The 7,867-nt window shown below is 68.2% G+C and carries 5 protein-coding genes and 1 pseudogene; 3 read left to right on the top strand and 3 right to left on the bottom strand.

Features of this window, described 5'->3' with window-relative positions:
* Positions 1-832: SulP family inorganic anion transporter (locus JMF90_RS14460; RefSeq protein ID WP_201325184.1), on the bottom strand; the 832-nt coding region annotated here is incomplete at its 3' end.
* Positions 833-1,295: 463 nt separating this feature from the next.
* Between JMF90_RS14460 and JMF90_RS14455 the strand changes: the two genes are divergently transcribed.
* Positions 1,296-2,537: a mechanosensitive ion channel family protein gene (locus JMF90_RS14455; RefSeq protein ID WP_011694770.1), complete on the top strand. Its 1,242-nt coding sequence runs from the start codon at positions 1,296-1,298 to the stop codon at positions 2,535-2,537.
* A gap of 58 nt (positions 2,538-2,595) precedes the next feature.
* On the opposite strand, the gene JMF90_RS14450 is transcribed toward JMF90_RS14455, so the two are convergent.
* A complete protein-coding gene (locus JMF90_RS14450; RefSeq protein ID WP_011694771.1) occupies positions 2,596-4,017 on the bottom strand; it encodes a PLP-dependent aminotransferase family protein in 1,422 nt (473 codons plus the stop codon).
* 152 nt (positions 4,018-4,169) lie between these two features.
* Between JMF90_RS14450 and JMF90_RS14445 the strand changes: the two genes are divergently transcribed.
* Both JMF90_RS14445 and JMF90_RS14440 read left to right on the top strand, forming a co-directional pair.
* The gene (locus JMF90_RS14445; RefSeq protein ID WP_012339851.1) at positions 4,170-6,494 is read left to right on the top strand and encodes an FdhF/YdeP family oxidoreductase; all 2,325 of its coding nucleotides are present in this window, start codon (positions 4,170-4,172) and stop codon (positions 6,492-6,494) included.
* Between the two features lie 12 nt (positions 6,495-6,506).
* On the top strand, positions 6,507-7,427 hold the full coding sequence (locus tag JMF90_RS14440) for a bestrophin family protein (protein WP_011547537.1): 921 nt from the start codon (positions 6,507-6,509) through the stop codon (positions 7,425-7,427).
* Between the two features lie 24 nt (positions 7,428-7,451).
* On the opposite strand, the pseudogene JMF90_RS14435 reads toward JMF90_RS14440, so the two are convergent.
* Positions 7,452-7,867 (bottom strand): annotated as a pseudogene (locus JMF90_RS14435) (FUSC family protein); the annotation flags it as partial.

Below are 7,867 nucleotides of genomic sequence, written 5' to 3'. Positions count from 1 at the left end.
CGGCCGCGCTCTGCGCGATGATCATCACGAAGCACGAAGCGGCGACCGGCACGAGATCGAGGAACTGCTGCCACGTGACCGACGGCCAGCGCAGCGGCGGCAGGCCGCCCGCCACGGGCCCGAGCACCGCGATGCCGTGCGCGGCGAAGCCGAACGCCGCGCTCGCGGCGATGCTGCCCGCCACCGCGATCATCGGCATCGGCACCCGCGGCAGAAACCGCTTGCACGCGAGAATCGCGCCGACGACGAGCGCCGCGAGCGCGAGCGTCGGCCGGTGCGCATGAACCAGGTGCGTGACGACGTAGTCGAGTTGCGCGAGGCTGCGCGACGCCGGGTACGGCACGGACAAACCGAGCATGTCGCCGAGCATCGCGATCGATACCTGCACGCCGACGCCGGCGAGGAAGCCGACCAGCACCGTGCGCGACAGGAAATCGGCGAGAAAACCGAGCTTGAAGATGCGTGCGAGCAGCAGCATCGCGGCGGTCAGCAACGCGACCATGCCGGCCAGCGCCGCATAGTCGGCGCTGCCGGCCGGCGCCATCGACGACAGCCGGCTCGCGAAAATCGTCGCGGTCGCGGAATCGGCGGCGACCACGAGATGGCGCGACGCGCCGAAGCACGCGAACGCAACGAGCGGCAGGAACACCGTATAGAGCCCCGTAACGGCCGGCATGCCGGCGATGCGCGCGTAGCCGAGCACCTGCGGGATGTCCATCGACGCGAGCGACATGCCCGCGAAGATGTCGCGCATCGCCGCCGCCCGGCGGACCGGGAGGATGCCTTTCAGCAGCCGCACGCGTGACGAACGGCTTTCGTTGGAATCTTGCATAGGTGAAATGCGTGAGGTCGAGTGGCGGGGGCCACGAACGGGTGCGCGACGGTGTCGCCTGTCGCTCACCGTCGCCGGACGGGCCGCATGGGCCGCACGCCAACGCGAGCAGCACACCGACGACGCCTGCGACGTCCGCATGATTGCATGGATCGCGGATCCCGCGTAGCGAAGCGCAAAGGCGTGCCGTCATGGCTTCCGGCCGATTGCATGCTGGCGGATGGCGCGTCCGGCAACCGGCTCGCGCGCCGGCTTGCGGTGATGTCGATTCGCGGCTCGCCTTCACCGTAATGCAGAGGACACCTGCACAATGGTGAGCCGATTCGGGAGCCGATCGCCCCGCCTTCACGGCACGCGTCCGGAACCCGATGGCACAATCACGGTCCCTTTCATGTGCCCTTCATCGGGCGCGCGCCGCATCGCGGCGCCGATTCAACGCACGAGAAAGCCCCTGTCCGCCTCTATGACCCTGAACGAATCCTGGTTTGCGCCGCTCGTCGGCATCCTCGTCCTGCTCGCCGCCGCCGGCGCGATCACCGCCGTCGTCCACTTCCTGCTGTTTCGCGTGGTCGCGCGGCTCGCGCGGCTGTCCGCCACGCGCGTCGACGACGCGCTGTTCGAATTCGGCGCCTTCAAATGGCTGAACCGCATCGTCCCGTTCGTCGTGATCAAGCTCGGGCTCGGCGCGGTGTCCGGCATTCCCGGCCTGGTCGCGCAGGTGGTCGACAAGGTGCTGTTCGCGCTGATCGTGTTCCTCGTGACGATGACCATCAGCGCGACGCTGTCCGCGCTCGAACACACGCACCGCACCGCGCAACGCGATCAGCCGCGTCTGTCGCTGAAAGGCGCGATGCAGCTGGTCAAGCTCGTGATGTTCATCACGGCCGCGCTCGTCGTGATCGGCGATGCGACCGGCAAGCAGATCGGCCTGCTGCTGTCCGGCATCGGTGCGATGTCCGCGGTGCTGATGCTGATCTTCAAGGACACGCTGCTCGGCCTCGTCGCCGGCGTACAGCTGTCGTCGAACGACATGCTGCGGATCGGCGACTGGATCACGATGCCGTCGGCCGGCGCGGACGGCACGGTCATCGACATCACGCTGAACACCGTCAAGGTCGCGAACTTCGATCACACGATCATCACGGTGCCGACCTGGAAACTGATCACCGAGAGCTACCAGAACTGGCGCGGCATGACCGAAGCGGGCGGTCGCCGCATCAAGCGCGCGCTGTTCATCGATGCGACGAGCGTGCGCTTTCTCACGAACGACGAGATCGAACGGCTCGAACGCCTGACGCTGCTGAAGGACTATCTCGAAGACAAGGTCGACGCGATCGAGCAATGGAACGGCACGCTCGGCGCGGCCGGCGAGTGCCCGGCGAACCGCCGCCAGCTGACGAATCTCGGCACGTTCCGCGCGTACGTCGCGAACTACCTGAAGGGCCATCCGCGCATTCGCCGCGACATGACGAACATGGCGCGGCAACTGCCGCTCACGGCCGAAGGCATTCCGCTCGAACTGTACTGCTTCACCGACACGACGACGTGGGTCGACTACGAGACCATCCAGGCCGACCTGTTCGACCACCTGATCGCGGTGCTGCCGGAGTTCGGGCTGCGCGTGTACCAGCATCCGTCGGGCTTCGACATGCGCCAGATGGTCGACGCCGCGCAGCCCGGGTTGCAGGCGCCGCGCGCGGCGTGATACCGGCCATGGCGGCAGGCCACCGGCCGCCGCGTGCCGTGCCGGCGGGCGGCAACGCTCACCGCGCCGCGCACTCCGACGCGAGCCGCCCCAGCACCTTCAGCGCGTCCTCGATCTGCCGCGACCACGGGTAGCTGTAGTTGAGCCGGATGAAATGCCGGTAATCGGTGCCGGCCGAGAACATGTGCCCGGGCCCGACCGTGATCCGCTGCGCGAGCGCCAGCGTGTACAGCTTCATCGCATCGACCTGCGGCGGCAGCTCGACCCACAGCACGTACCCGCCCTGCGGCTGCGACAGCCGCGTGCCTTCCGGGAAGAAGCGCCGCACCATCGCGCTCATCAGGCTCGCCTGCTGCGCATACTGCTTGCGCATGCGCCGCAGGTGAAAATCGTAGCCGTCGTGTTTCAGGTACTCGGCGATCGCGAGTTGCTCGATCGCGGGCGTCGCGAGCGTATTCAGGAATTTCAGCTTCTCGACCTGGTCGCGGTAACGGCCCGGCATCGCCCAGCCGATCCGGTAGCGCGGCGACAGGCTCTTCGTGAACGACGCGCAATGCAGCACCAGTCCGTCGCGATCGAACGACTTCAGCGCGCTCGGCGCCGTATCGCCGAAGTGCAGCTCGTGATAGACGTCGCTCTCGATCGCCGGCACGCCGTGCTTCGCGAGCAGTTCGACCAGCGCGCGCTTGCGCGCATCGGGCATCTGGAAGCCGAGCGGATTCTGGAAGTTCGGCATCACCATGCAGGCCGCGATGCGCTCGTTCGCGAGGATTCGCCCGAGCGCGTCGAGATCGATGCCGTCGCCCGGGTGCGTCGCGACTTCCAGCGCGCGCATGCCCATCCGCTCGATCGCGTGCAGCATCGCATAGAAGGTCGGCGACTCCACCGCGATCGTGTCGCCCGGTTTCGCCACCGCCTGCAGGCACAGGTTGATCGCCTCGGTCGCGCCGATCGTCATCACGATCTCGCCGGGCTCGACCGCGACTCCGCGCTCCGCATAGCGCCGCGCGATCTGGCGGATCAGTTCCTGGTTGCCGGGCGGCAGGTCGTCGATCACGCCCCAGCGCGTGCGGCGCCGCCCGATCGCCTGCGCATAGCGCGCGAGGCGCTGCACCGGAAACTGCGACGCGTCGGGATACGGCGAGCCGAGCGGCACCGCGTCGTCGCGCGCGATCGAGCGCAGCGTCGACAGCACGAGCCGGCTCACGTCCACGGCCGACGGCTCGGCGGCCGGCGCGGAGACATGCAGCTCGGCCTCGGCCGGCGCCGCCGCGCGCGCCCGCACGAAGTAGCCCGACTGCGGCCGGCTTTCGATCAGGCCGCGGCTTTCCAGCACGAGGTACGCGCGCAGCACGGTCGTGACGCTGAGCTGCTGCTGCCGGCTCGCCTGCCGCACCGACGGAATCCGCTCGCCGGGCCGGTACACGCCCCGCTCGATCTGCGCCTGGAGATCGTCGGCCAGTTGTTCGTAACGCTTCACGCGCCTCCCTTTCAACTTCCCTTCAGCAACACAGTTGCGATCCGCACTGTCTGAATGGCCGAAACTGTACTCTTTTTTGAAGTGAACAGGTGTACACACAGCGGGACGGAGGCCGCGCGTACTCTGCACGCATCGACCCCGACACCCGCATCATGAAAAAGAAATCCGCCACCGCGCGCATCGAACCGTACACCCACCCGGCCGCCGGCTGGGGCGCGCTGAAAGCCGTCACGATCAACCTGATCAAGGAAAAGGTCGCCGGCGGCAACTACCGCACGCTGCTGCGCCAGAACCAGCCGGACGGCTTCGACTGCCCGGGTTGCGCGTGGCCCGACCGCCAGCACGCATCGACGTTCGAATTCTGCGAGAACGGCGTGAAGGCCGTGGCCGCGGAAGCGACGAGCAAGCGCGTGACGCCCGACTTCTTCGCCGCGCACACGGTGACCGAACTGCTCGAACAGTCGGATTTCGAACTCGAACAGCACGGCCGGCTCACCGACCCGATGGTGTACGACGCGCAAACCGACCGCTACGTGCCGATCGCGTGGGACGACGCGTTCGCGCTGATCGCGCGCCACCTGCGCGCGCTGCCCGACCCGAACCAGGCCGCGTTCTATACGTCCGGCCGCGCCAGCAACGAAGCCGCGTTCCTCTACCAGTTGTTCGTGCGCCTGTACGGCACCAACAACTTCCCCGACTGCTCGAACATGTGTCACGAGGCGACGAGCCGCGGGTTGCCGGCGTCGGTCGGCGTCGGCAAGGGCACCGTCACGCTCGACGATTTCGAGCATGCGGATACGCTGCTGATCTTCGGCCAGAACCCCGCGACCAATCACCCGCGGATGATGGGCGAGCTGCGCGAGTGCGCGAAGCGCGGCGCGACGATCGTGTCGATCAACCCGCTGAAGGAGCGCGGGCTCGAGCGCTTCGCCGATCCGCAAAGCCCGCTCGAGATGCTGACGATGTCGGGCACCAAGATCGCGTCGACGTTCATCCAGCCGACGATCGGCGGCGATTTCGCGCTGATCAAGGGGATGGCCAAGCGCGTGCTCGAACTCGACGACGCCGCGCGCGCCGCCGGTGCGCCGCGGGTGCTCGACACCGCGTTCATCGACGCGCACACGGCCGGCTTCGACGCGTTCGCCGACGATCTGCGCGCCGAAAGCTGGTCCGCGCTGACCGCGGAAAGCGGCGTGCCGTACGAGCAGATCGACGCGCTCGCGCAACTCTATGCACGCAGCGAACGCGTGATCGCGACGTGGGGAATGGGCATCACGCAGCACAAGCATTCGGTCGCGACGGTGCAGATGCTGACCAATCTGATGCTGATGCGCGGCAACATCGGCCGCCCCGGCGCCGGCCTCTGCCCGGTGCGCGGTCATTCGAACGTGCAGGGCAACCGCACGGTCGGCATCGAGGAAAAGCCGTCGCAGGCGTTTCTCGACCGGCTCGGCCACGTGTTCGATTTCGAACCGCCGCGTCATCACGGTTACGACGTCGTCGAGACGATCGAAGGGATGCTCGACGGCCACGTGAAGGTGCTGATCGGCCTCGGCGGCAACTTCGCGATGGCGACGCCCGACACGCCGCGCACGTGGGAAGGCATGCGCCGCTGCGAACTGTCGGTGCACATCACGACGAAGCTGAACCGCAGCCATCTGATCCACGGCCGCGACGCGCTGATCCTGCCGACGCTCGGCCGCACCGAGATCGACCTGCAGGACAACGTCGCGCAAGGCGTGACGGTCGAGGATTCGATGAGCATGGTGCACGTGTCGTACGGGATGAACAAGCCCGCTTCGCCGAACCTGATGTCGGAGCCCGCGATCGTCGCGCACATGGCGCACGCGCTGTTCGGCAGCGGCAAGATCGACTGGCTCGCGTACAAGGATGACTACGCGAAGATCCGCGACGCGATCGAGGCGACGCTCGACGGCTTCTACGACTACAACACGCGCATCGCGCGGCCGGGCGGCTTCCATCTGCGCGTGGCCTCGCGCGACCGCGAATGGCTCACGCCGACGGGCAAGGCGAACTTCATCGCGCACGCGCTGCCGACCGACACGCCGATCCAGCGTGCCCGCGCGCTGCACGGCGAACGGCTGATGACGCTGATGACGACGCGCTCGCACGATCAATACAACACGACCGTCTACGGGCTCGACGACCGCTACCGCGGCGTGTTCGGGCAGCGCCGCGTGGTATTCGTCAACCGCGACGATCTCGCGATGCTCGGCCTGAAAGCCGGCGAATGGGTCGACATGGAAACCGTGTGGCACGACGGCATCGAGCGGCGCGCGGCGGGCTTCCTGCTCGTCGAATACGACATCCCGCGCGGCTGCATCGGCGCGTACTACCCGGAAACCAATCCGCTCGTGCCGCTCGACAGCGTCGGCGACGTGTGCAACACGCCGACGTCGAAATCGGTGCCCGTGCTGCTGCATCGCGCGGCCGCGCCGGCCTCGATCGCCGCCTGACGGAGCACGCCGATGATCGTTCGTCCGCGCGAACACTGGCTGCGGATGCTGCTCGTCTGGAACGGCTCGGTGCTGCCGACCATCCTGCCGCAGCTCGTGCTGACGCTCGCGATCAGTCTCGTCGCCGTGTGGGGCGGCGGCCGCGTGCTCGGCGAGAAGGTGCCGCTGAATCCGACGCCGTTCACGCTGATCGGCCTGACGCTCGCGATCTTCGCCGGGTTTCGCAACAACGCCAGCTACGAACGCTATCGCGAGGGCCGGCAGCTGTGGGGCGGCGTGCTGACCGCCACGCGCACGCTGGTGTCGCAGGCGCTCTGCTACGGCGCGGTGGACCGTGACGACGCATCGCGCCGCGCGTTCGTGCGCACGGTCGTCGCGTTCGTCTACACGCTCAAGCATCAACTGCGCGGCAGCGACCCGGCCGCGGACCTGCGTGGGCTGCTCGATGGCGCCACCTATGCGCGCGTCGCCGCTTCCCGGTTTCGCCCGGTCGTCATCGTGCACGCGCTGCGCGAAGCGTTCGCCGCGCGCGCCGATGCGGGCCAGCTCGCCGACACGCGGCTGTGGATGCTCGATGCGCGCCTCGACGATCTCGTCGCGATGGTGAGCGGCTGCGAGCGCATCGCGTCGACGCCGATCCCGTTTTCATACGACGTGCTGCTGCACCGGACCATCTACGCGTATTGCGTGTTGCTGCCGTTCGGCCTCGTCGATTCGATCGGCGCGGCGACACCTTTCGTAACAGTTTTCGTCGCCTATACGCTGATCGCGCTCGACGCCATCGCCCACGCGATCGCCGAGCCGTTCGGCGACGGGCCGAACCATCTCGCGCTCGACGCGATGACGCGGCAGATCGAGCGCACGCTGCTCGAACTGAACCGCGAGCCGCTGCCGGCCGAGGTGATGCCCGGTCCGTCGTACCGCCTCACCTGACTCGCTTCACCTGACTCGCGCCGCTCAATCGCGGCGGCCGCGCAGGAAGCCGCCGTGCTCGGCGGTTGCGTCCGCGATCCGCCGCAGCAGCACGATGCCGTTCAGCAACGCCTGCGCCGCGTCGCCGTCGCGCGCGGCCATGCGACCGCGCAACAGGCGGGCCGCCGCGTCGCAGGTCTGTTCGAGCCGCGTGAAATCCGCACGGGCGACGCGAGCGCGCACCACCGCCGCCACACGGCGCGCGACCGGTTCGCGCGTGGCCAGTTCGGCAAGCGACAGCAGGCTGTCGCCGATTCCCCAGATCGCGAGCAGGTCGCGCATGTCGCGCTCGATCAGCGTCTGCGGCAGGCTGCCCGCGAAACCGAGCTCGCGCGCGAGACGGTCGGCCGTGCGGCTCAGCCACGCACTTGCGTGCCACGCCCCCGGATCGCGCGCGATCT

It is taken from the genome of Burkholderia sp. E168m23 (genome assembly GCF_016586125.1).
Taxonomy (GTDB): Bacteria; Pseudomonadota; Gammaproteobacteria; order Burkholderiales; family Burkholderiaceae; genus Burkholderia; species Burkholderia orbicola.
Note: the sequence above shows the minus strand (reverse complement) of the source record. Positions and strands in the feature narration are given on the sequence as shown.

What these genes read in the sequence shown, in the direction of transcription:
- JMF90_RS14440 (WP_011547537.1), top strand. Translation starts at nt 6,507, where the DNA reads ATGATCGTTCGTCCGCGCGAACACTGGCTGCGGATGCTGCTCGTCTGG.
- JMF90_RS14455 (WP_011694770.1), top strand. Translation starts at nt 1,296, where the DNA reads ATGACCCTGAACGAATCCTGGTTTGCGCCGCTCGTCGGCATCCTCGTC.
- JMF90_RS14445 (WP_012339851.1), top strand. Translation starts at nt 4,170, where the DNA reads ATGAAAAAGAAATCCGCCACCGCGCGCATCGAACCGTACACCCACCCG.